Source organism: Stenotrophomonas sp. YJH_SMC_17, assembly GCF_059371655.1.
Genome location: NZ_JCAFUU010000001.1, coordinates 236,721 through 258,444 on the forward strand (window position 1 = coordinate 236,721; position 21,724 = coordinate 258,444).

24 protein-coding genes are annotated in these 21,724 nt (G+C 64.7%); 14 read left to right on the top strand and 10 right to left on the bottom strand.

The genetic code is table 11. The features are described from left to right. Window positions 1-3 precede the first annotated feature (3 nt). Complete coding sequence (locus AC5P8Z_RS01020) at window positions 4-531, bottom strand: hypothetical protein (RefSeq protein ID WP_495227825.1); 528 nt, start codon at window positions 529-531, stop codon at window positions 4-6. Between the two features lie 187 nt (window positions 532-718). Here AC5P8Z_RS01020 and AC5P8Z_RS01025 point away from each other — a divergent pair, with 187 nt between their 5' ends. After that, a complete protein-coding gene (locus AC5P8Z_RS01025) occupies window positions 719-1,939 on the top strand; it encodes a hypothetical protein (protein ID WP_495227827.1) in 1,221 nt (406 codons plus the stop codon). 124 nt (window positions 1,940-2,063) lie between these two features. Here AC5P8Z_RS01025 and AC5P8Z_RS01030 read toward each other — a convergent pair whose 3' ends face one another. Both AC5P8Z_RS01030 and AC5P8Z_RS01035 read right to left on the bottom strand, forming a co-directional pair. Continuing rightward, complete coding sequence (locus tag AC5P8Z_RS01030; protein WP_495227828.1) at window positions 2,064-2,996, bottom strand: SOS response-associated peptidase family protein; 933 nt, start codon at window positions 2,994-2,996, stop codon at window positions 2,064-2,066. A gap of 66 nt (window positions 2,997-3,062) precedes the next feature. Then, window positions 3,063-3,752 (bottom strand): hypothetical protein, encoded by a 690-nt coding sequence (locus AC5P8Z_RS01035; protein ID WP_495227829.1) that lies wholly within the window; start codon window positions 3,750-3,752, stop codon window positions 3,063-3,065. Window positions 3,753-3,993: 241 nt separating this feature from the next. Between AC5P8Z_RS01035 and AC5P8Z_RS01040 the strand changes: the two genes are divergently transcribed. From AC5P8Z_RS01040 to AC5P8Z_RS01050, 3 genes are all read left to right on the top strand, one after another. Next, entirely contained in the window at window positions 3,994-4,236 is a 243-nt protein-coding gene (locus tag AC5P8Z_RS01040) for a hypothetical protein (RefSeq protein ID WP_495227831.1), read from the top strand. An 86-nt stretch (window positions 4,237-4,322) separates the two neighbouring features. Then, window positions 4,323-4,532, top strand: a complete 210-nt coding sequence (locus AC5P8Z_RS01045) for a hypothetical protein (RefSeq protein ID WP_495227832.1) — start codon at window positions 4,323-4,325, stop codon at window positions 4,530-4,532. Then, window positions 4,529-5,125, top strand: a complete 597-nt coding sequence (locus AC5P8Z_RS01050; protein ID WP_495227833.1) for a hypothetical protein — start codon at window positions 4,529-4,531, stop codon at window positions 5,123-5,125. The genes AC5P8Z_RS01045 and AC5P8Z_RS01050 overlap by 4 nt, the downstream gene beginning before the upstream one ends. A 1-nt stretch (window position 5,126) precedes the next feature. On the opposite strand, the gene AC5P8Z_RS01055 is transcribed toward AC5P8Z_RS01050, so the two are convergent. Continuing rightward, window positions 5,127-5,906, bottom strand: coding sequence for a hypothetical protein (locus AC5P8Z_RS01055; RefSeq protein ID WP_495227835.1), 780 nt, complete (start codon window positions 5,904-5,906; stop codon window positions 5,127-5,129). Window positions 5,907-6,173: 267 nt separating this feature from the next. Here AC5P8Z_RS01055 and AC5P8Z_RS01060 point away from each other — a divergent pair, with 267 nt between their 5' ends. The 4 genes from AC5P8Z_RS01060 (at window position 6,174) to AC5P8Z_RS01075 (ending at window position 8,315) form a co-directional block, all read left to right on the top strand. After that, on the top strand, window positions 6,174-6,761 hold the full coding sequence (locus tag AC5P8Z_RS01060) for a hypothetical protein (RefSeq protein ID WP_495227836.1): 588 nt from the start codon (window positions 6,174-6,176) through the stop codon (window positions 6,759-6,761). Then, on the top strand, window positions 6,758-7,066 hold the full coding sequence (locus AC5P8Z_RS01065) for a hypothetical protein (RefSeq protein ID WP_495227838.1): 309 nt from the start codon (window positions 6,758-6,760) through the stop codon (window positions 7,064-7,066). The genes AC5P8Z_RS01060 and AC5P8Z_RS01065 overlap by 4 nt, the downstream gene beginning before the upstream one ends. Before the next feature lie 11 nt (window positions 7,067-7,077). Then, window positions 7,078-7,296 (top strand): helix-turn-helix transcriptional regulator, encoded by a 219-nt coding sequence (locus tag AC5P8Z_RS01070; protein ID WP_478428110.1) that lies wholly within the window; start codon window positions 7,078-7,080, stop codon window positions 7,294-7,296. Between the two features lie 536 nt (window positions 7,297-7,832). Next, window positions 7,833-8,315, top strand: coding sequence for a hypothetical protein (locus tag AC5P8Z_RS01075; RefSeq protein WP_495227839.1), 483 nt, complete (start codon window positions 7,833-7,835; stop codon window positions 8,313-8,315). Between the two features lie 14 nt (window positions 8,316-8,329). Here the strand turns inward: AC5P8Z_RS01075 and AC5P8Z_RS01080 are convergent, their stop codons facing one another. Beyond that, window positions 8,330-8,791, bottom strand: coding sequence for a methyltransferase family protein (locus AC5P8Z_RS01080; protein WP_286071671.1), 462 nt, complete (start codon window positions 8,789-8,791; stop codon window positions 8,330-8,332). 153 nt (window positions 8,792-8,944) lie between these two features. Here AC5P8Z_RS01080 and AC5P8Z_RS01085 point away from each other — a divergent pair, with 153 nt between their 5' ends. Next, a complete protein-coding gene (locus AC5P8Z_RS01085; RefSeq protein ID WP_295567753.1) occupies window positions 8,945-10,954 on the top strand; it encodes an esterase/lipase family protein in 2,010 nt (669 codons plus the stop codon). A 17-nt stretch (window positions 10,955-10,971) separates the two neighbouring features. Here AC5P8Z_RS01085 and AC5P8Z_RS01090 read toward each other — a convergent pair whose 3' ends face one another. After that, window positions 10,972-12,195, bottom strand: a complete 1,224-nt coding sequence (locus AC5P8Z_RS01090) for a cytochrome P450 (protein ID WP_286071669.1) — start codon at window positions 12,193-12,195, stop codon at window positions 10,972-10,974. Window positions 12,196-12,573: 378 nt separating this feature from the next. Between AC5P8Z_RS01090 and hchA the strand changes: the two genes are divergently transcribed. The 5 genes from hchA to AC5P8Z_RS01115 all read left to right on the top strand — a co-directional run bounded on the left by hchA (window position 12,574) and on the right by AC5P8Z_RS01115 (window position 15,736). Continuing rightward, a complete protein-coding gene (gene hchA / locus AC5P8Z_RS01095; protein WP_495227842.1) occupies window positions 12,574-13,446 on the top strand; it encodes a glyoxalase III HchA in 873 nt (290 codons plus the stop codon). A gap of 5 nt (window positions 13,447-13,451) precedes the next feature. Then, window positions 13,452-14,156, top strand: coding sequence for a PA1136 family autoinducer-binding transcriptional regulator (locus AC5P8Z_RS01100; RefSeq protein ID WP_295567746.1), 705 nt, complete (start codon window positions 13,452-13,454; stop codon window positions 14,154-14,156). Between the two features lie 86 nt (window positions 14,157-14,242). Next, window positions 14,243-14,473: a hypothetical protein gene (locus AC5P8Z_RS01105; RefSeq protein ID WP_295567744.1), complete on the top strand. Its 231-nt coding sequence runs from the start codon at window positions 14,243-14,245 to the stop codon at window positions 14,471-14,473. Between the two features lie 25 nt (window positions 14,474-14,498). Continuing rightward, entirely contained in the window at window positions 14,499-14,744 is a 246-nt protein-coding gene (locus tag AC5P8Z_RS01110) for a hypothetical protein (protein WP_295567743.1), read from the top strand. 137 nt (window positions 14,745-14,881) lie between these two features. Then, window positions 14,882-15,736 (top strand): endonuclease/exonuclease/phosphatase family protein, encoded by an 855-nt coding sequence (locus tag AC5P8Z_RS01115; RefSeq protein WP_295567741.1) that lies wholly within the window; start codon window positions 14,882-14,884, stop codon window positions 15,734-15,736. Between the two features lie 19 nt (window positions 15,737-15,755). Here AC5P8Z_RS01115 and AC5P8Z_RS01120 read toward each other — a convergent pair whose 3' ends face one another. From AC5P8Z_RS01120 to AC5P8Z_RS01135, 4 genes are all read right to left on the bottom strand, one after another. Next, a complete protein-coding gene (locus AC5P8Z_RS01120) occupies window positions 15,756-16,019 on the bottom strand; it encodes a hypothetical protein (protein WP_495227845.1) in 264 nt (87 codons plus the stop codon). Window positions 16,020-16,250: 231 nt separating this feature from the next. Next, window positions 16,251-17,672, bottom strand: a complete 1,422-nt coding sequence (locus AC5P8Z_RS01125) for an efflux transporter outer membrane subunit (RefSeq protein ID WP_495227846.1) — start codon at window positions 17,670-17,672, stop codon at window positions 16,251-16,253. Beyond that, the gene (locus tag AC5P8Z_RS01130; protein ID WP_006433769.1) at window positions 17,666-18,403 is read right to left on the bottom strand and encodes an SDR family oxidoreductase; all 738 of its coding nucleotides are present in this window, start codon (window positions 18,401-18,403) and stop codon (window positions 17,666-17,668) included. The genes AC5P8Z_RS01125 and AC5P8Z_RS01130 overlap by 7 nt, the downstream gene beginning before the upstream one ends. A 64-nt stretch (window positions 18,404-18,467) precedes the next feature. Then, complete coding sequence (locus AC5P8Z_RS01135) at window positions 18,468-21,638, bottom strand: efflux RND transporter permease subunit (protein ID WP_286071660.1); 3,171 nt, start codon at window positions 21,636-21,638, stop codon at window positions 18,468-18,470. Between the last annotated feature and the right edge of the window lie 86 nt (window positions 21,639-21,724).

The following is a 21,724-nucleotide window of genomic DNA, read 5'->3' on the forward strand; positions in this document are numbered from 1 at the left end:
TGCCTACACGCCGCGCTGCATCTGCTGCAGCCCTGCCCTCACCCACGCCTTGGTGCGGACGTCCCTCGCTCGGGGCTTGGTCTCTGCCGGCGGCTTGCGTGGTTCAAGCGCTGCCTTGATCCGCTCGACCTCCTTCGCCCCAGCCTCGGCCAGACGCCGGGCCTGTTGCTGCTGCTCACGGGTCGGCGGCAGGCCGGGCAGCGGGGGCTCCGGTTCGATCGGCGTGCTATCGGTCAGCCGGGCAACCGCCTGGCGCAGGGGCAGATCAGGGTAGAGCCTGGCCGCACACCAGCGCTCAGCGTACCGCTTCGCCTGCCGGACGTTGACCGCGCGCACTTCCTTCACCTCCCAAAATTTGTGGCCTTCCAGCCATAAGCGCACCCCAGGACTACCATCGAGTTCGACGCCAGCCGTCTCCCGGCCGATGTACCAAAGCGCCCAGCGCTCACCCGTCTGGACCCAGCCAGAACGAATCGGGGCGCTGCGGGAGCCGTGGGAGGACTGCATGGGGGGAAGGATACGAACAGCCATCGCAGATCCTGCGAACAGAGCGGTCACCTAAGACGTCGAGAAGCGTACCAATCGAGAGAATTCGCCTCAGACACGCTCCCGTTGCTCATCATATGCATAATGCGACAGCGTTAAAGGCCGCACGTCGAGAAATTGCAATCCGAGCACCGGGTCCTCCAAAGTCCGAACATCAAAAAGGCACGACTAAGTGAACGCTGAAAGGAAAACTATTGACAACCTGAGGGAGATGGTTTCGCTGCTACGCCCGGGAGGAATCGGCCATGACGACGAGAATTCATTTAAATCGTGGGGATTTCAAGCAGACGGCATCCACGTTGAAACCGCAGGTGCATCAAGATATGTGGAATGCAGCCGTGCTGCACACGAATCAAAAGCAGCCCACGACTACGACTACGCCGATTTCGAAAAGCGAGTAGTCAGCAATTTCTTTAAATCTGTACAAAATGAAGACCCGCCAACAGACAGCGAGCTTAAAGAGTTCTTGAAGACACTTGAGAGCGAGAAAACATTCTCCTGCCTGGTAACAAGAGAGCTTCATGGAGCACACCTTGCCAACAGCTCAGGACCACTGACGCTCGGCCCATTTATTATCTACAACTATAAACTTCACAAAAACCACATTCATCCCAATGCCGAGGTGGATCCACAAATCGATGGCCACGCAGAGTACCTGATAGGAATTAATGTCGAAGCAAAAACAATTGAGCGCGCCAAGCAAAAAGCCGACGAGCAATTTGAGGTATTTGAACGCCTAGTTCGCTTTATGGTCGGCCCCAATACACACTTCGAGGTTAACGTATTTGGCGCTCATGGCAGATACAGCGAGAACGCCTACATTTTCTCGGACGGACGCCCACTGTCTCAACAATTTGCCTGGAAGGGATCAATACAGTCGCTACCACTGGATGACGAACACTTCCGGAAAGAAGAGACCGGAATGAATTTGCTCTGGAATGCGACTAAGAATTCAAGCACCCCAGCCCTCCACCAACGCCTCATGAACGCCGCGAAGTGGCTTGGAGACTCTTATCTAGAAAGCGACAAAGCGAGTGCATTTATTAAGGCCGCAATTGCCCTAGAGGTATTATTCACATCAAATGAAAAGTCCATAATTAGCCCATCTATTTTGAGCTCGATATCAGAATCAGTAGCGTGCATCCTAGGCGATGACCTGAAGACCCGTATATCTTTAGAGAAGAGGTTGAAGGATCACTACAGCACTAGATCCGCCATCGCCCATTCCGGCAAGAACAACGTCAGCCCGTCCGACGTTGAGGAGTTCCGATGGATGGTGCGGCAGGCGATAGCCAGAGTTATGGGCACTCCAACTTTGCGAGACTTGGGAACAATCGAGAAGCTCCATGAGCACCTGAAGTCTTTGAAATATTCGTTTGCGCCAATTCACTGAGCTACGGAAGGCATTTTTTGTCGCATCCACGTCTTAGCTCGACACACCAGCCGATCGGTTCGGTAGGCCTGTCACACGAGCCATTAGGGGGTAGTTAGCAACCATCAGCTGTGACTGCACATGCCTACGCCGCCAACCGGTGCTCATAGAACGGGTGCCGCTTGTCGTCGAAGACCCGGTACAGCGCAGCCAGATTGGCCGGATCCGGGTTGAGCCAGGCATCCACGTGCTCGGGCTTGATGTTGATGACGGTCCGGTCGTGGCCGGCGGCGGCCACCTCGGGCTCGGGGTCGTCGGTGATGGCGGCAAACGACAGCAGATCCGGCTCTTTGCCAGCCGGATCCTTCCAGTGCGACCACAGGCACGCCACCAGCATCGGCTCGCCCGTGCGCGGGGTGAACTGCACCACCTGGTTCTTCCCGTCCGGGCCTTCGACGTTCTCGTAGAACGTGTCGACCACCATCAGGCCGTGGGTGTGTCCGAACGCCGGCGCCCAGAACTTCTCCAGGCTGTCGCGACGGGCGTTGTAGGTGCCGGGGAAGCGCTGGTCGTAGTTGGCCGGCTTGCCAGCCAGGCGGCACTGGTAGCGCATCGGCTTGATGACCAGCTTCCCGCCCTCGGAGACGATCACCGGGGCGTAGACGCCGGGAAATATGCGGCTGTCGCGGTCCTTCGGCTCAACGCGTTGCAGGTCCGCCAGCCGCGCCTTCGCCCGCTCAATCTTGTTGCCGGCGATCCGCACGTCCTCCCGGGCCTTCTTCGTCTCCTTCACCTGCAGCGCGCGCTCAGCGTCGGCCAGCCGCTTGCGATTGGCGAACAGTTCCTGCTCCAGGATGGCGGCCTCGGCCCTGTTCCATTGCTCGACCTCGGCCCACACCGCCAACTCCGCTGGGCTCGCGCCGGCCCGGAAGGCGTCATCCATGGCCTTCGGCGTCTTGGGCCGCTTCTTGCCCGGGTCGTGTGCGTAGAGCGCGGCGAACTCCTGCAGCGACAGGGTGGCGCCGGTCATCCTGACCAGCTTCTGATAGGCGGCGGTGATCTGGGCGGAGTAGCACATGGGCGCAATCTGGCTAACCCAGCGTGTGGCGGCCGTGATGACCTGGCCAGATAACCCAGTCGCCAATCAGTAGCCGGTCATGTCCATCACAGCCATGGCCGCGTTCTGAGAGGCCACGGTGTAGCCGGCCGGCACCTGCGTGCCGGTGTATGGACCGTACTGCCGCATTGACTGCGGGGTCATGCCCAGTACTACCTTATCGCCCAGCACCGCTCCGCCTGCCACGCTGACGTTCTCGCGCTGCCAGTACTGATCCGGGCCACCAGCGCCTGCACGGGTGAAGGTCATTACTGAGGAGAACGCATTGACCAGCGGCAGGACGGCCCACTTCCGTCCACCGGCAGGCATCCCGATGTTGCCCTGCCAGTTGCCATTTCCTGGCCCAGCCCTGAGATCTACCACCCTGGCCACCTTCTTGCCGGCGTCGAACATCAGCTGTTGAGCAGCGTTGTAGATCTTCAAGCCGACGTTGCTGGGAGCGCCTTGAGGCTCGGCAAACACCCACCATTCGACCGTCTCACCAGGCGAGCCGAACAGGTAGATGCCGGCCGGGTAGCCATCAACGTAGTTGATGGCCCCCGGATCGAAGCGCACACACGTGCCGCCGGCACGTCCTTCCGTGGTCGGCCAGCTGGTGCCAGTCGCGCCCAGGTCGTAGGTCCAGACCGTCATACCGCGCGTGGCGTAGACCACAAGCGGCTTGATCCCGTAGCCGTAGGCCAGATACCAGCCCGCCTCGGCCACCGGCTCGCTCACAGGGCGCACCTCGACGTTGAAGTGATCGGGGCCCCGAGGCATTGATCCACACCCGCACGGCGGATCTCGATGCCACTCTGGCTCGCGTCAAAGGCGGTGGACAGCCACATCGCCGAAGGAGCAGCCGCGTGACCGACCACGACTTCTTCGCCGCCATGACCGTCGGCATCCCGCCCATCACCCCGCCCGTCAGCCCGGCGCCCGCGCCGGCCGAGCCTGCCGCCGCACAGGAGACCGAGTAATGCGCCACCTGGCCCTGCCCTTCTACTGCGCGGTCGCAGTCGGCCTGCTCCTCCCCCTGCTCGCTTGGGCCCTGCGCAACCAGGTCGACGCCATCGCCCTCGCCTGCGCCATCGGCGCCGTGTTCTTCGCCTGGCGCTGCTGGGAAGACCTCCAAACCAGCTGGCCGGCGTTCAAGGCCGAGATGCAGCGCCGCAGCGATGAACGACAGCGCGGCCCGCTCTCCGCCGACGACACCCACTGATCCCTGCCCTGCGCTCGCCCCCTGTAGGGCAGGGAACCCGCGCCGGCCGGATTCCACCAGCCGGCAACCCATTCCAGGAGTCCAGCGTGCGTAACCAGCTCGACATCTTCGACCACGGCCCAGCCCGCATGGCAGCGGCCAACCGCGCGGCCGCCGAACGCGCACTGCACGACGTGCAGTTCACCGCCACCGTCCGGCAGGAACGCCACGCGTACTACGTGGGCGAGGCCGAACGCTGGGAACACCTCGCCGCGCACAGCGTGCGCTCCACCAACAGCAAGGACATGCAGGCATGAGCAACGAAAAGAAGACCCTGGCGGACGTGAAGCCCGGTGGGAGGGTGAGGCTGGAGGATCAGGCCATCAGCACCACCGAGCTGCGCCGCAATGCGCATGTTCTGGTGCTGCAGGAGCTGCGTACCCGGTTCACCGATGCCGGCAGCCCGTCGCGCACCGCAGCATTGGACGCGGCTACCTCTGCCCTCTCCGCCCAGCCCTCCCCGGGGGGGCAGGGGGATGCGTTGAAGGCGCTGGATGATCTGGCTGCGTTCTGTAGCGACGACGCAGCAACGGTGGATCGCCACGTCGCCGTGATCCGCGCCGCCCTCGCCGCCCGCCAGCCGGTGGGGGAGCCGGTGGGGTACCGTTCGCGGTACATTGAATCGGATCGAGTGGGCATATGGATGTACCACCGCGAACGCCCAATGTACGAAAGTGACGTTGAGGTGCAATCGCTCTACGCCGCTCCGCCCGCGCAGGCCGTGGACCTGGAACGCTTCCGTCCGGCCGTCATGACTTCGCTGGGTTTGTCCCATCCAAACAGCACCGAGCGCGAGACACTGCGCGAGCTGCTGGACGTGATCGACAGCCAAGCGGTGGGCAATGGCTAGATTAGCCGTTTGCACTTTCCTCCGGCTCGGCGGCCTTAGCCTCCGGCGCAGCCGCCATTTCCGCTCGCAGAATTTTCAACCCAGCCTCCGAGCGAGCGGTCAACCGTTCCATATCGCCTATCGCGGCTTCAGCATGGCCGACGCTATAACGCTCCATCGCTTCTATCGCAGAATCAATAAGATCGAGCAGGTCGAGCCCAAATTTTACTCTGGGGTACGCCATTTCCCTCCAATGTTCCTGAGCTTTCGACTCGATAACGGAAGGTTCTACGCCCGGACTTTGATTGAAAAACTGCCAAGTCGTCAGCACAGACAGGAGCAAGAATGCATCTCTATCGTCGAAACCTTGCAGTCGATCGGCACAACTGCGCAGAAAGACGAGGTCGTTGAGCGGCGTACGGGCCGCAAAACTTGCAACAGTAGAAGAAGCAATCTCTTCTGTAATGAAAGGGCTCCAGGTAAGGAGCTTAGGCACCAGCGCCCGCTTTGCATACGCAAGCTCCCTGGCAAAAGCGCGAGCCAGTTGTGTCGCTATCGTGCGCTGCGCTTGTTTCGTCGCATCCCACTCTCGCTGCTGAATTGCCTCTGCCTTTTCTCGCTCGGCGGTCACAGCCCGTTTGGCTGCTTCAACCTGTGCTCCGGCGGCCTTCAAGGCAACTATCACTGCCGCCAGCGTGGCGATCGCAGCAGCCCATCCGCCGATAGCGGAAACTGCGGCCCAATCGAGATTGCAGGAGGCGGTCGCCTCGAAGCAGGGAGTCAGGTACTGGAAGTCGGACATCTACAGTTCCATCTGTGGAATCTCGCGCATTCTGCCATGCCCGCGACTCCGAGGGACGCTGACTGTGACTGACCAGTTGCTCGCCGCTGCACGGGCCAAGCACACAGCGCGCGTCTTCCTCAGCGAGGCGCGAGCGCGGAGGAATGGCCTTGGCTACTGGTTCTCGTTCAACGCCGCTCAGCGCGCGCGTTTGCGCGCTACCGCCCCCGCACCGCTGCCGGCACCACCGCGCGCAGCTGCACTGCCGGCCCAACTGGACCTATTCGCATGACCGCATCACTGCCCGTTTCCCCCGCCACCGTTGTCGAGGCCACCAAGGCATCGTCACGTGTCGCAGCGGTCGTCACCACCATGCGCCGCCTGGGCGCCGCCGGCGCGCCGATCTCGGCGGACCAGGTTCGGGAGTGGGGAGACATCCTCCTGCAGGATCTGTACTCACAACCGCCCGTGCGCTGGGAGTACCGCAACAAGAGCGACGTGGGGCCAGGGTGCTGGGTGACTGCTACCCCTGAGCACTTCTATCACGCCCCGAAGCGGGGGTGGGTCGTGCGCGCTCTGTGGGAAACCCCGCGCGTCATCCAGCCCGAACGCGACCACCACTTCAAGGGCGGCACCTGCACCAGGTGCGGCGATCCCGAGGACTGGGCCGGGCCCGACTGCATGCCGCTACCCACACCCGTTGACCCGCGCGCAAAGCTGCCATTCGATCCCCGTTGGCTGCTTCAGCCCTTGCGGTGGCTGCGTGACGCCGGACCTGGCGCCCTCAACCGTTACGACCGCGAACACCGGGCCAAGCAAGCTGCCTTCCTGATCGAGCAGCTTGAGGCCCATTACCCGGAGTGCAAGAAGCCATGACCCAGGAACATATCAGCCACCCGCAAGGGTTGCCGAACTGCGCCGCCGGCCACCGAGCGCGCCACATCCACGACAAGCGCTGCGCCTCCGCCGGCGGTGGCCACTTGGTCGAGTGCGCCTGCAGGTCGACCAGCAAGCACGCCGATCCCGACAAGGCCATCGCAGCGTGGCGACGGCTCAACCGGCCAGAGCGCAGCGCGCGCCCGCCCGCGGCGGCTGCGGCGGCCGACAACGTCCTGCAGTTCCAGCTCGGCCTGGCCGAGCGCAAAGCCAAGACCCAGCGCGCGGCGCTGGCTTCGATCTGAAGGAGGACACCATGGCTACTGAGCCGCTCGTTTTCATCAAGATGCCCGAGGTCAGGCGCCGCACGGGTTTGGGAAAGACCACGATCTACGACCGGATCAGTGCCGGCACCTTCCCTGCGCCTGTGCCGCTCGGCGGCAACGCGGTAGGCTGGGTCGAGGCTGAGGTGGACGCCTGGCAGGCCGCACGGGTTGCCGAGCGGGATGGAATTGAACCCGCCAAGGCTGCATAGAGTGGGGGTATTGCTGGGGGTATCGGTTTCCGACACCAGCACCAACCACCTTCACCATCAACAACTTACGTTCATATTGCGGTAGGGCCCACCTCCACCATCTGTATGGCCTGTCGAGGCCGCAAGAAGCCGGATCTCCCGCAACGGAGTTCCGGCTTTTTTGTTTCCCGCCGTCACCCTCCTTCATCAGCGCATGCCGGCAACCCACCCCTACACCTTGTCGCGCTTGAGGTTCCTCGTCCCCTGCCAGGATCATGAGGACCATCCTGGCGTCTGCAACAGGACCCGGATCCATCATCACAGACGCGATGATGGGAAAGACGATGAAAGCGCCGCCCAGCGGCGGGAACAGCGCTTACGCAGGTGGTGTCTGAGCGACGGGGCCAGTTCGGTTCACAGAGTTCATTCCCTTGAGGTGTAAAAAACCTGTGGATGGCTTGGGCAGGAGCGCGGGTACTTGAAACCTGCACCTCCTGCCGCGGAGCATGTGCCAATATCGCCGCACGCGTTGCCTGCTCTCAACAGAAGGACCTGCCATGAAAGCCCCCCTCGCCCTCGCACTGCTCTTCGGCGCATTCGCCGCGACTCCGGCCGCGCACGCCGCCGCACCGGCCATCGCGCCCGCTGGCACCGCCACGCTGGAGGCCCTGCTGGCCTGCAAGGCCGGATCGAACTTCAGCGAGGCCGACGCCATCGATGCACTGCAGGCCGCTGGCCTGGCCAGGAAACCGGGTGGCACCTTCGAGCCGGAGGACACGCCGGTCGCCCTGTTCGGCGGTACCGTCACCAGTGCTGATGTGAACGTGGCCGAGGGCGAGAAGAGCCTCTTCGTCTACTTGAACGGCGTTGACTCCAAGCGACTGGCCAAGGCGTGGTCAGTGACCACGGTCAACGAGCACGCCAACACCGAGGAGCCTTCATACGTGAAGGCCATCGACAAGCGACACACCCTGCACGTGATCGCAGGCGACGACTACGAAGGCTATTCCGCTGCCGTGAAGTGCCAGATCACCCGGTAACGGCACCACCTGCGCTACAGCCAACGCCGCACGCGTTGGCGGAACAACGGATACACCTCGGGGAAGCGGGCCAGCAACGCCCGCTCCTCCGGCATGATCTGCAGCCAGGTGATGTACAGCACGAACAACGGCACAGCCAGCAACGCGATCGCGCTCTGCAGGTACAACATCGCGCCGGCCAGGACCGTCGCCTGGCCCAGATACATCGGATTGCGCGTGTAGCGGTACACGCCGCGCGTGACCAACGCGCTCGATGCCGACGGGCGCAGCGGATTGACCGTGGTACGCGCGCGCTGGAACGCCAGCTTCGGCAGCAGGTTCAACATCACGCCGATGGCCACCACCCCGGTGGCCAGCACTGCCGGCACCGGCAGAGGCAACATCGCACCCGGCCACAGTCGGCTGCCCAGCCAGCCGAGGCCTGCGCACAACAACATCACCAGCGGCGGCGGGATCCGGGTCTCAAGCCACCTCATCGCAGTCCCTGCATCGCTCCATTCACCCCAGTGTCACACGAACCTGCCTGAATCGCTTGCATGGCAGCGGCCCAGGGGCCCAAACCGACCGCCCGGTATCTTCCGCTTTGACAGGCCAACCGCTAGAGTGGCGCCACCGCGCAGGAGGATCGAATGGCTACCACGGGCTTGGGCTTCATCGGCCGCACGACCCTCATCATTATCGTGCTGCTCGGCCTGGGCGGCTGCGCGACGCTGCGCCAGTTCGGTCCATCGGTGCAGGTCGCCTCGGTCACGCCGGGCCAGTACATCGCGCTCAAGCGGGGTGACATCCTCACCACCGGCAAGCTCAGCTCGGCCACGATGGAAACGCTGCGCGTGGCCGGCCTCGATGAAGGCCTCTGCGCCAAGCCCGGCCTGCCCTGCATCGAGGCGATGGAAGCCAGCATCCTGGTGCGCGAGGAAGACAAGCGTTCAAGCCTGGCCGAACTGTGGCTGCAGTACGCGATGACCCTGCCCGCGCCAAAGCGCGAGTACTCGGCTTCGGGCCGCGCCAAGACCGCCATCACCGAACTGGATGCCGACTTCCAGCCGCGCCTGGACGCGTGGATGCAGGTGGCGCGGCAGGCCTACGCCTATCTTTTCTTCACCGAACGCACGGCCAACCAGCGTGGCTTCGAAGACCGCCAGACCCAGGTGCGCGACTATTACAACCTGGCTGTGCAGGAGGCATCGGTGCAGCTGTACAACGCGTATGCGACCGGGCGCGTACGCAATGATGCCAGCCACCTGACGCTGGGTCGCTGGACCTTCGTGCTGGCGCCGCCCACAGACGCATCGCCCTTGGAAACACGCACGCCGAGCGAGCTGGTTCCCGCAGCCTCGCTGTCGTTCACCGGCACGCTGCGCAGCGTGCATCGCCGCGATGGCTTCGGTGCCGAGCTGGTGGCGGTGATGGACGATCCAGCGACCGCCTCGACCACCTCGCCCCCTGCCGCGCAGGCCAGCGCTTCGGCCACGCAGAGCTGGAGCGAGATGCCCTCGCCATCGATGACGGTGCTGTTGCGCTTCTCCGGGAAGAACCTGTGGGAAGTGCTGCACGATGACGAGCCGGAACTGGAGATCCACGATCCCTACCAGGTCACGGAAGTGACCCTGCACGGACAGCAAGTGCCGCTGGCCGCGAACTTCACCGCCGGCTATGCATTGTGGCTGGCCCGCTCCAACTTCAGCCACCAGTCGCTGCGCTCGCTGTTCGGCGGCAAGGGCGGCATCGAAACACCGCATCTGTACATGATGCAGCCCTACGATCCGAACCGCCGCGTGCTGCTGATGATCCATGGCCTGGCCAGCAGCCCGGAAGCCTGGGTGAACGTTGCCAACGAACTGATGCGTGACGACGAGATCCGCCAGGATTTCCAGATCTGGCAGTTCTACTACCCCACCAACATGCCCATCGCGATGAGCCACGATGCGATGCGTCGTACGCTGGCCGAAGTGTTAAGGCACTTCGACCCCAGCGGCAAGGCGCAGGCCTCGCATGACATGGTGCTGGTGGGGCACAGCATGGGCGGCGTTATCGCTCGGCTGATGATCTCTTCCTCGGGCGACCACCTGGTCGATACCCTGCTCGCCACCGCGCAGATGACGCCCGCACAGCGCGAACTGCTGCGCACCAAGGGCGCGCCGGTGCTGACCTTCCTGCCGGAACCGGAAGTGTCGCGTGTGGTGTTCATCGCTACGCCACACCGCGGTACCGACGTGGCGGGCACCCGCCTGGGCCGCTGGATCGGACGCCTGGTGCGGCTGCCCCTGACGGTACTGGAAGACGTGGCCACCATCGCCAACGACGGTCAGATCGACCGCAATGACGGCAAGCACGGCTACCAGATGAACAGCATCCAGAACCTCGACAAGGACGATCCGTTCGTCCGCGCCGTGGCCGACCTGCCGATGTCGCCGAAGGTGCACTACCACTCGATCATCGCGCGCGCCAAGGCCGAGGGCCCGCTGGAAAAGACCGACGACGGGCTGGTGCCGTACTGGAGCTCGCACCTGCCGCACGCGGCGTCGGAGAAGGTGATCGTGTCCGGGCACAGCGTGCAGGAAGCTACGCCGGCCATCGTCGAGCTGCGCCGGATCCTGCATGAGGACATGCAGGAACACGGGCGAGCGGGAAAGTAACCGATCTTTCCTGCGGATCAGGCCGTCGGCGCGCGCCGCGAGAAGGTGCCGTGCAGCGCCGCCGGAATGGCGAAGCCCTCCATGCGCACCTCAGGCTGGAAGGCGGCGCTGGGGGTGAAACGGAATTCGCGTGCCAACAGCGCGCACAGCAACACCAGTTGCGCATTCCCCACCGCCGATCCCACGCAGGAGCGCGAGGGGAAACCGTAAGGCACATAGATGCCGGCGGTGCGCTTGCGGCGCTCGGGCAGCCAGCGGTCGGGATCGAACTGCAGCGGGTCATCCCAGTACTTCGCCGAGCGATGCTGGATGAACGAGCTCAGTTCGAACACTGTGCCTTCGGCGATGGCCTGCCCTTCCACCTGCAGGTCGCAGGCGGCCACGCGACGGTTGTTGAAGGGCGTGGAATACAGTCGCATCACTTCCTTCAGGAAGCGCATGGTGCAGGGAATCCTGGCGATCGGCAGTGCATGGATCTCCGCATCCGAGAGCGGCGCGAATTCCTCCTCGATGCGTTGGCGCCATTGTGGATGCATCTGCAGCGCCAGCAGCAGGCAGGCGGCCATCATGCCAGGCACGCCGGAAATGGCGATCAGCTGCACGGTCACCAGATAGGTGACCTTGTCCAGGCCGATGCGCGCGCGCAGGGTCAGCAGTGACTGCGCGTAGTCCAGCGCCGAACGTCCGCTGCGGACGCGGCGCTTGAGTTCGGCGGCGATCGCCCGCGATTCGCCACGACCGATGAGAAAGTTGCGCAGCAGATGACGCCGATGGATGACCTGCTCGACCTGGGTGCTGTAGCGCAGATGCAGGGCACGCTCGATGGCTGCGGTACCGCGCGCGTCGAGGCCGTCGATCACCAGCGGCACCAGCGGATGCGCCATCACTTTCCACACCGCAGGCGTGGCATCCAGCTCGTGCCCGCACAGTGCGTCCAGGGCCTGCCGCATGCGCGACTGCAGCGCCTCCAGGGTCTGCGCCCCGGTGAGCTCAGCACTGCAGGCGGCGATCAGGCTGCGTACTTCGGTCCAGCGCACGCGCTCGTGCCGGCGGAACAGATCGGCCAGCGACTCGACCACGAACAGGTGCTCGGAATTCTCCTTGTCGACCTTGCCGGCCAGCTCCGGGCAGAACACCCCGATACCGCCCGTTTCCAGTTTCAGCACCGGTCCTTCGCGCTCCACGCGCGCAGCCAGGCGCTCGGCAGCAATGGTGCTGCCTTCATTCGACATCCCTTGCATGCAGTGCGTCTCCGGCAGGAAGGGACTCGAAAGACGAGTCCCTTCGTCTTGCTACCGCTCAATCGCGGGGTTGCCCCGCAGGATCAGAACTCGATCCAGAGCGGCCAGGTATTCCACACACTGCTCTTCTCGTTCGGATGGATATTCAGAGTGACGCGCAATGCTCGGGCGAATCTCTTCATTTTCATTCCTTTGCTTGCTGTGTGGTTATGCCGGGATTATCCCGGCACGGGCTAGATAACACGACATAATCCCGCTGTCCAACCGGCCCGGTGGCGCGACGCAGCATTCCGGCCGGTCGATTGAGGGGAATCCCTCATCGCGCCTGCGCACCCGGCCTCCTATGCTGGGCACACTTTCTCCCCAATGGAGGTCCGCATGAACACGCAGGAACCCAGCCGCCAGCCCAGCCCCGATCCGGCCGAGCGCGACGCGTTCTTCCCGTCGCCCTACTCGCTGTCACAGTTCACCTCGCCCAGGAGCGACCTTTCCGGTGCCGACTACCCGGACGCACGCCGCGACGGCCGCTGGAAGGTGCTGATGATCGCCGCCGACGAGCGCTACCTGCCCACCGCCAACGGCCAGCTGTTCTCCACCGGCAACCATCCGGTGGAAACCCTGCTGCCGATGTACCACCTGGACAAGGCCGGCTTCGACATCGACGTAGCCACGCTGTCCGGCAACGCCGCCAAGTTCGAGTGGTGGGCGTTCCCGCATGAGGACAAGGAAATCGGCGGACTGTACGCGCGTTATGAACACCGCTTCCGCCAGCCGCTGCCGCTGGACGAGGTGGTCGCCGGCCTCGCTGCGGATTCGGATTACGCGGCAGTGTTCATTCCCGGTGGCCATGGTGCACTGATCGGCCTGCCGCAGAGCCGCGCCGTGAAATCGGTCCTGCACTGGGCCATGGCCGAACAACGCCACATCATCACCCTTTGCCACGGGCCGGCCGCACTCCTCGCTGCAGGCGTCGACGAGGCCGATGGCGGCGCGCTGTTCCGCGGCTACCGCATCTGCGCCTTCCCCGATGCGATGGACCGGCAGACGCCAGAGATCGGCTACATGCCCGGGCAGCTGCCTTGGTTCTTCGGTGAACGCCTGGCGCAGCAGGGCGTGCAGATCGTCAACGACGGCATCGATGGCAGCGTGCTGCAGGATCGCCTGCTGTTGACCGGCGACAGTCCGCTGGCCGGCAATGCGCTGGGCAAACTGGCCGCACGTACCCTGCTGGATGCACTGGCCGGGCGCTGATACGGATGACAGCACTGGTGCAGGCGCTGCTGGAACTGGAACGCGCCCGCTCGCTGAGCGCGGTGGGTGCGGTCCTGCGCGGCATTGCAGCCCCCCTTGGCTATGACCGCGTGCTGGTGTTCGCCACCGGCACCGGCCTGGAGCGCGGCACGCAACGCGTGTACTGGATCGAGGGTGACTGGCTCGGCGATGGCAGCGACACCGACCTTGCGCGCTACCTGCACGCCTGCCCGGTCAATCGCCACGTCCTGGACAGCGACGCGGCGTTCTTCTGGAGCAAGCGCCAGGGCGCTCGCGGCGAACGCTATCAGGTAGTGAAGCAGCCGCGTGGCGAAGGCCTGCATGGCCTGCAGGTGCCGGTGTTCGGCACCAGCGGCCTGGAAGGCGCGATCAGTTTTGCGGGAACATCCATAGATGCATCGGCCAGCGCGCGGCTGCAGCTGGATGCTGCTGCAACCGCAGCATTCCGGGCTGCACGCCGTTTGGCCGAATCGCCCGTCGCGCTCTCGGGACGTACGCTGAGCACACGCGAGCGCGAGGTGCTTCGCTGGGTGGCCGCCGGACGCCGGCAGGCCGAGATCGCGGCCACGCTTGGGCTGTCGGCGCGCACCGTGGAGAACCATCTGCGTCGCGCGCGCCAGCGCCTGGGTGTGGCAACCACCGCACAGGCGGTACGCGCTGCCAGCCGACGCGGCGAGATCGAAGACTGATCAGGGCGGGCACTTCCGGCAGCAGGATCCGCGTGTTACACACGCCATGCGCATGTGCGCGATTGCAGAACGCAGGGATGGTGCTCATGAAACTGCAACTGGCCACGATGGCCGCGTTGGTTGTGGCAACTGCAACCCTGGGTCCGGTGGCGGATGCCAATGCCGGAGTACCGGGATCGAGCGTCTCGTGTGTACCCGTGAACGTGGATCGCAACCGCGTCCACCAGCATTGCACGGAGACTTATGTCGACGAACAGGGCAATGTGCACGAAGCCGAGTACTGGATCGACGAGTACGGCAACCCCTATCTGAAGTAAGCCCCCATCGACAAGGAGCGTGAAGATGAGACTGCATGAAGGTTGGTCGGCATGTTCGTTTGCCGCCGTGTTGGCCGTGTCGATGCTGGCCCCGGTCGCCACCACCGCGGCGGCCGAAGTCGTCGAGGTCCAGGAAGAGTGCGTGCCCTTCCGCATCGCTGGCAACGTGTTCCACCAGCGCTGCACGTCGTACGTGCTCTACGACGATGGCACCCGCGAAGTGACCGGGCATTACAACCGTGACGAGAACGGGATGATCTACGACCCCTGATCGCCCTGCGCGGTCCGCCGGGCGGGGCGTTGATCCCCCGCCCGGCATCTCCCAGCCGCCCATCCCGGCATACCGCTGCCTTCGCCTTCCATGGCATGCTCCGTGAAACCGTTTTCATGGAATGGAGGGATTCCACGATGTTGTCGCGTCTCCGTCGCCCTGCGCTGTGTGCGCTGCTGGCGCTTGCTCTACCCGCCGTTACCCTGGCCGCTGCACCGGCACCGCTGAAAGTGATGTCGTTCAACGTCCGCACCCCGGCCGATACCGAACCGGGCAAGCGCTGGCCCGATCGCCGCGATGCGATGGTCAAGGTCATCCTCGATGCGCACCCGGCGGTGATCGGCACCCAGGAGCTGGTGAAGGAACAGGCTGACTACCTCTCCGAGCACCTGCCCGGCTATCGCTGGTTCGGCGAAGGGCGCCGCGGTGGCAGCGGTGACGAACACATGGGCGTGTTCTACGACAGCAAGGTGCTGGCGATCGAACAGTCCGGCAACTTCTGGCTGTCCGACACGCCGTACGTACCCGGCAGCATCACCTGGGGCAACCTGTATCCGCGCATGGTCACCTGGGCGTTGTTCCGACGGCTGGACGATGGCCGTCGCTTCTATTTCATGGACACCCACCTGCCCTACCGCGACGAAGACGAGCCGCGCCGGGTAAAGGGTGCCGAACTGATCGGCAGGCATCTGGCGACCCTGCCGGCCGACCTGCCCGTGGTGCTGACCGGTGATTTCAACAGCGAGCCCGGCGGCGACACCTACAAGGCGTTCACCCGTCTGCTGCAGGACACCCGCACCCAGGTGAAGACTCCGCAGGGCCCGCGCCTGACGTTCCACGATTTCACCGGCAAGGCCACCGTGCAGCTGGACTGGGTGCTGGTGCGTGGCTTCCACGCGCGCCGCTTCCTCACCGATGACCGCCGCATCGGCGGCGTGCTGCCATCGGATCACTTCCCGCTGGTGGTCGAGCTGGACTGGCCGAAGCACTGAACCTGTACGGCAGCCGCGGCTAAGGCGGCGGCTGCCGCGACAACAGGCGGTACAGCGCCTGATGCTGGTTGCGCGCCTGGCAGATGCGGGCACCGACCGCCAGAAATACGGAGATGCCGATCAGGCCCAGCCCCAGCATCGGGTCCTGCAGGCGCATGAAGCCCACCGCAGCAGCCATCGTGGCCAGCACCATCAGCACCACGACCGCCACCGACAGCCCGGCACCGTGAGGTCCCGGATCACCGAACAGCATCCACCGGGTATCTCGTTTGCCATCGGTCATGACCTTCCCTCCCAGAAGCCTGCCCCACTAGTTACACCGTGGACACGTGTTACGGCAGAGTCAGAAGCGTCATAACTGTGATAAGGCGCACAGCATGCGCGACGGCGACCCTGACTGCGGTCGCGAACCGTGGCCTGCAGCGTGCCCCCCGTGCGAGCCGGACGCGTGGCAGCCCGGCATCGGCCCTGAAAGAACAAGGGGACGGAAGCCATCGCTTCCGTCCCCTGCCGGTTACTGCACCTGCGCCACGCTCGGTAGCTGCGGCGACTGACCCCAGCCGCCCAGCGCCTTGTACACGCCGACCACACTGACATTGACCTCGGCTTCGGCAGCCGCCAACGCGTCATCGGCCGCCAGCTGCGTGCGCTGCGCGTCAAGCAGGGTCAGGAAATCTTCCGAACCCTCGCGATAGCGGATCTGCGCCAGCGATTCGGCACGCCGCGCCGCCTGTGCCTGCTCGACCACGATCGCCAGCCGTGCCTGTTGCTTGGAGTAGCGGGTCAGTGCGTTCTCGGTGTCTTCCAGCGCCAGCAGCACCGCCTGCTCGTACTGCGCGGCCACGCCTTCGGCCTCGGCCTTGCTGGCACGCAGGCGAGCACGCACGGTGCCGAAATCGAATGCCGCCCAGCTCAGCGACGGCGTCAGCGACCACGCCTTGTTGTTGCCGTTGACCAGGCCGCTGGCGTCGCCACCGAGGAAGCCGACGAAGCCGGACAGCGACAGCCGCGGGAACAGATCGGCGGTGGCCACGCCCACGCGTGCCGTGGCAGCGGCCAGGCGACGCTCCGCCACGCGCACGTCGGCACGCTGGCGCAGCAGTTCACGGGTATCGCCCAGTGGCAACGCTTTGGCGAAGGCCGGCACTTCATGCGGTGCCAGCATTGCCGTCAACACTTCCGGCCGCTGGCCCAGCAATACCGCCAGACGGTTGCGCGACTGCGTCTCGGCCACTTCCAGCAGCGGTATGTCGGCCTCGATCGCCTTCAGGCGGGCACGGCTGCTCTGCACATCCAGCTCGCTGCCGGCGCCCAGCTCCCAGCGCGCCTCGGTCAGCTTCTGCGTATCGCGCAGGTTCTCCAGCGTGTGCTGGGCCACGGCGATGCGCTTCTGCGTGCCACGCAGCTCGAAGTAGTTGCGCGCCACTTCGGCGGCGACCAGTACCTGTGCATCGGCCAGGTTGGCCTGCTCGGCGTCGAGGTCGGCTCGCGCGGCTTCTGCAGCACGGCGCTTGCGGCCGAACAGATCCAGCTCCCAGCCGGCGTCGAAGCCGAGCTGGTAGCTTTCACTGAACACCCGCTGCCCACCCAGCTGCGGATCGGGTTGCTTGCGGCGGTCGTAGCTGCCGCCTGCGGTGATGTGCGGGGCCTGGTCGAAACGGCTTTCGACGAACACCGCCCGGGCCTGGCTGACGCGGGCCACCGCCACGCGCAGATCGAGGTTGTCCGACAGGGCACCGTGCACCAGTTCTTCCAGCACCGGGTCATCGAACTGCGCCCACCAGCTGGCCACCGGCGAGGTGGTGCTGAATACCGGCTGCTGCGCACCCTGCAGCACCACCGGCTCCTGCACGGGCGCCTTGTAGTTCGGGCCGACGCTGACACAGCCCGCCAGCACCAGGCTGGAGACGGCCATCGCCAACGTGCGGATCACCATGGCAGCACCTCGCCCAGGTAGGTGAAGCTGCCGCTGGCGCCGGATTCACCGATCAGTGCCATTTCCACGCTGGAACGTGCGCCTTCGCTGATTTCGATTTCGCCGTTGCCGCCGTTCATGTCGGTCTTCACGTACCCCGGATGCACGGTGTTGACCTTGATCGGGGTGTTGCGCAGTTCGTAGGCCAGGCTCAGGGTCCAGCTGTTCACCGCCGCCTTGGAGGCGTTGTAGGCCGGGATCTTGAAATCGTAGATGCCCGACGCCGGGTCGGCGTGCAGGGTCTGCGAGCCGAGCATGCTCGATACGTTGACGATGCGGCCGGACTTGGCCTGCTTGACCAGCGGCAGGAACGCCTGGGTCACCGCTACCAGCGCATACACGTTGGTGTCGAAGGTACGCTTCCAGGTATCGAGCGACTGCTCCGACGGCGCCTGCGCCGGGTTCTCGATCATGATGCCGGCGTTGTTGACCAGGATGTCGAGGCGGCCATGGCGCTGGCGCACCTGCTCGACCGCTTCGGCGATGCTGGCCGCATCGGTCACGTCCAGCTGGATGGCTTCCACCGGCAGGCCCTCGGCCTGCAGCTTCAGCGCCTGCTCCACGGCGGTCTCGCGCTTGCGGCCGGCCAGCAGCGTGTGCACGCCGGCCTGGGCCAGCTGGCGCACGGTCTCGGCACCGATGCCGCGGGTGGCGCCGGTGACCAGCGCGATCTTGTTCTGATGGGTATTCATGGATTCATGCCTTGTGAGGGGGAGGCCGCCGCCGGCCGGTGACCGGCGGCGACGGGGTTCCATGTCAGTGGTGGATGGTCGGCTCGCCGTGCTGCACCAGCTGGCCACCACCGTTGCGGGTGACGAACTTGCGCAGGGCGACGTAGAACACCGGGGTGAGGAACAGGCCGAACAGGGTCACGCCCAGCATGCCGGCGAACACGGTGATACCGGTCACCGAGCGCACTTCGGCGCCTGCACCGTGCGACAGCACCAGCGGCACGGTGCCGGCGATGAACGCGATGGAGGTCATCACGATCGGGCGCAGGCGCAGGCGGCAGGCTTCCAGCGCGGCTTCAACGATGCCCTTGCCGCCCATCTCCAGCTCTCTGGCGAATTCGACGATCAGGATCGCGTTCTTGCACGCCAGGCCCATCAGCACCACCAGGCCGACCTGCACGAACACGTTGTTGTCACCACCGGTCAGCCACACGCCAAACAGCGCGGACAGCAGGGTCATCGGCACGATCAGGATCACCGCCAGCGGCAGCGACCAGCTCTCGTACAGCGCAGCGAGCACCAGGAAGGCCAGCATGATCGCCACCGGGAACACAATGAAGGCGGCCTTGCCCTGCGTTGCCTGCTGGTAGCTCAGGTCGGTCCATTCGGTGGTCATGCCCACCGGCAGCACCTTGCCGGCAATCTCGGTCAGCTTGTTCATCGCTTCGGCCGAGGACAGCAGGCGCGGGTCGGCTTCACCAGCCAGGTCCGCAGCCGGGTAGCCATTGAAGCGCAGCACCGGGTCCGGGCCGAAGGTCTGCTTGATGGTGACCATCGAACCGATCGGCACCATTTCGCCGCGGTCATTGCGGGTACGCAGCTTGCCGATGTCCTCCACCGTCTCGCGGAACGGACCGTCGGCCTGTGCGATCACCTGCCAGGTACGGCCGAACTGGTTGAAGTCGTTCACATACGCCGAACCCAGGTAGGTCTGCAGCGTGTCGAACAGTTCGGTGAGCTGCACGCCCTGTGCCTTGGCCTTGACGCGGTCCACCTCGGCATCCAGCTGCGGCACGTTGGCCTGGTAGCTGGAAATCGGGAAGGCCATGCCCGGCGTCTGCGCAACGGTACCCTGCATCGCCTGCACGGCATTCTGCAGCGCGCCGTAACCCAGGTTGCCACGGTCCTCGATGAACATCTGGTAGCCGTTGCCGTTACCCAGGCCGAGGATCGGCGGCGGCATCATCGCGAAGGCGAAGCCTTCCTGCAGCCCGGCGATCTTCTGGTTGATCTCGGCATTGATCTGCGCAGCGGTACGGCCATGACGCTCGGCGAACGGCTTGAGCGGAATGAACGCCACACCGGTGTTCGGCGTGTTGGTGAACTGCAGCGCGTTCAAACCCGGGAACGAGATGGTGTGGGCCACGCCGTCGGTTTCCTGGGCGATCTTGGCGACCTTGCGCAGCATTTCATCGGTGCGCGCGATCGATGAGCCTTCCGGCAGCTTCACACCGGCAATCAGGTACAGCTTGTCCTGGGTCGGGATGAAGCCCGGCGGTACCAGCTTGAAGATCACACCGGTACCGACCAGCAGGATCGCGTAGACCACGAACACCGCACCGCGACGGCCAAGGATGCGGGCCACGCCACGCTCGTACTTCTCCGAGCTGGACTTGAAGAAGCGGTTGAACGGACGGAACACCCAGCCGAACAGGCGATCGATCAGGCGGCTCGGGCCGTCCTTCGGTGCGCCATGGGCCTTCAGCAGGCGCGCGGCCAGCGCCGGCGACAGGGTCAGCGAGTTGATCGCCGAGATCACCGTGGAAATGGCGATGGTGACCGCGAACTGCTTGTAGAACTGACCGGTGACACCGGACAGGAACGCCATCGGCACGAACACGGCACACAGCACCAGCGCGATCGCCACGATCGGGCCGGACACTTCACGCATGGCCTGGTGTGCCGCCGCGGTGGGCGACAGCCCTTCCTCGATGTTGCGTTCGACGTTCTCCACCACCACGATCGCGTCGTCGACCACGATGCCGATCGCCAGCACCAGGCCGAACAGGCTCAGCGTATTGATCGAGAAGCCCAGCAGGTACAGCGCAGCAAAGGTACCGACTACCGACACCGGCACCGCGATCAACGGGATGATCGAGGCACGCCAGGTCTGCAGGAACAGGATCACCACCAGCACCACCAGCGCGATGGCTTCCAGCAGCGTGGAGACCACGGCCTTGATCGAATCGCGCACGAAGATGGTGGTGTCATACACGGCTTCGTACTTGACGTCGGCCGGCATGGTCTTCTGCATCTCGTCCATCGTCGAGATGACATGGTCACGAATCTCCAGCGCGTTCGCACCCGGCGACTGGAAGATACCGATACCGACCGCGTTCTTGCCGTCCAGCTGCGAACGCAGGGTGTAGTCACCCGCACCCAGTTCCAGGCGGGCCACGTCGGACAGGCGCACGATCTCGCCATCGGTGCCGCTCTTGAGCACGATGTCGCCGAATTCCTTCTCGGTCTTCAGCCGGCCCTGGGCATTGATCAGGGTCAGGAACTTGCTGTCCGGCAGCGGTTCGGCGCCGAGCTGGCCGGCCGACACCTGCACGTTCTGCTCGCGCATGGCGCGCACGACGTCGCTGGCGGTCAGCCCGCGCGATGCCACCTTGTCCGGGTCCAGCCAGGCGCGCATGGCGTAGTCGCCGCCACCGAAGATCTGCGCGTCACCCACGCCCGGAATACGCGCCAGCGCGTCCTTGACGTGCAGGCGTGCGTAGTTGCGCAGGTACAGGGTGTCGTACTTGCCTTGCGGCGAGGTCAGGTGCACCACCATCAGGAAGGTCGGCGACTGCTTCTGCGTGGTCACGCCCTGCCGGCGCACGTCTTCGGGCAGGCGCGCCTGCGCCTGCGCCACGCGATTCTGCACCTTCACCGCCGCCGCGTCCGGGTCGGTGCCCGGGCGGAAGGTGACGGTCATCTGCAGCACGCCGTCCGAGCCGGCGACCGACTTCAGGTACATCATGCCTTCAACGCCGTTGATGGCTTCTTCAAGCGGCGTGGCGACGGTCTCGGCAATGACCTTGGGGTTGGCGCCCGGATACACCGTGCGCACGACCACCGACGGCGGCACCACTTCGGGGTACTCGCTGATCGGCAGGATCGGAATCGTGATCAGGCCTGCGGCGAAGATCACGATCGACAGCACCGCCGCGAAGATCGGCCTGTCGATGAAGAAACGGGAAAAGTCCATGGAGGAATTCCTGGGAAAGGCTGACGGCGGGCAACAGCCACCCTGCCCCTCGCCGGGATGACGAAGGCAGGGAAGGCTGCCGCTGG